The 1,403-nt window shown below is 72.2% G+C and carries 1 protein-coding gene and 1 pseudogene; one reads left to right on the forward strand and one right to left on the reverse strand.

Features of this window, described 5'->3' with window-relative positions:
- Nucleotides 1-106: 106 nt before the first annotated feature.
- Nucleotides 107-1,066: pseudogene (locus EAO71_RS36315) on the forward strand (histidine kinase); the annotation flags it as partial.
- Here EAO71_RS36315 and EAO71_RS36320 read toward each other — a convergent pair.
- Nucleotides 999-1,403, reverse strand: a 405-nt coding sequence (locus EAO71_RS36320; RefSeq protein ID WP_261992521.1) for a histidine kinase, incomplete at its 5' end; no start/stop codon positions are given. The pseudogene EAO71_RS36315 and the gene EAO71_RS36320 overlap by 68 nt on opposite strands.

Consider the following 1,403-nt stretch of genomic DNA (forward strand, 5'->3'; position numbering starts at 1 on the left):
GGATCTCTCGGTGGACGAGGGACTGCAGGCGCCGGGCGAGGTTGACGAACACCTCGACCTTCTGTTCGTTGCCGACGCTGCTGGAGAGCCGGGAGGCCTGCACCACGGCGCCGCCGCCGTCCTCTTCACCATCCGCTCCACCGGAGCCAGCCCGACGCCCGGCCTCTGGGCCGCGCTCACGGGCGCCGCCGCCCTCACGGTCGCCTCCGTGACCGCCGCGGCGCTCGGCGCCGACCGGGCCGCCAAGGCCGTGCTCGACCGCTGCAACTCCCTGCGCCGCTCCAGCGCCCGCGGACAGAGCGAGCTGCGCACGATCGTCGAGCAGCTGCGCCGGGGAGAGGGCCCGCCGGTCCGCCCCGCCACGCCGCCCACGGCCGCGTCCGGTGACGAGTTCGACCTGCTGTCCCAGGAGCTGACCCGGTCCCACGAGGCCGCCGTCGCCGCCGTGGTGCAGGCCTCCCGGCTCTCCAGCAGCGTCGGCAACGAACAGAAGGTCGAGGTGTTCGTCAACCTCGCCCGGCGCCTGCAGTCCCTCGTCCACCGAGAGATCCAGCTCCTCGACGAGCTGGAGAACGAGGTCGAGGACCCGGAGCTGCTCAAGGGCCTGTTCCACGTCGACCACCTGGCGACCCGCATCCGCCGCCACGCCGAGAACCTGGCCGTCCTCGGCGGCGCCATCTCCCGCCGCCAGTGGTCGAACCCGGTCACCATGACCGAGGTGCTGCGCTCCTCGATCGCCGAGGTCGAGCAGTACCCGCGCGTCAAGCTCGTTCCCCCGATCGACGGAACGCTCCGCGGCCACGCCGTCGCCGACGTCATCCACCTGCTCGCCGAGCTGGTCGAGAACGCGACGCTGTTCTCCGCCCCGCACACCACCGTGCTGATGCGGGCCCAGTACGTCACCGCCGGCCTCGCCATCGAGGTCGAGGACCGCGGACTGGGCATGCCGGTCACCGAGCAGAACAAGATGAACGCGCTCCTCGCCGACCCTGACCAGGTCAACGTCGCCCACCTGCTCCAGGACGGGCGCATCGGACTGTTCGTGGTCTCGGCCCTCGCGCGGCGCCCGTCTGGGGCTCGCCCTGGGTGAGGCGGTCCGGCTCGGCGCCGAGCAGCCCCTGCGGCAGGACGAGGACCGCCTGGACCCCGCCGTAGATGTTCGACTGCAGGCGGACGGCGATGCCGTGGCGCCGCGCGAGGGCCGAGACCACGAACAGTCCGATGCGCCCGTCCTGGAGCAGGTGGGCGACGTTGACCTGGTCAGGGTCGGCGAGGAGCGCGTTCATCTTGTTCTGCTCGGTGACCGGCATGCCCAGTCCGCGGTCCTCGACCTCGATGGCGAGGCCGGCGGTGACGTACTGGGCCCGCATCAGCACGGTGGTGTGCGGGGCGGAGAACAGCGT

It is taken from the genome of Streptomyces sp. MS191, from assembly GCF_008042125.1.
Lineage (GTDB): Bacteria > Actinomycetota > Actinomycetes > Streptomycetales > Streptomycetaceae > Streptomyces.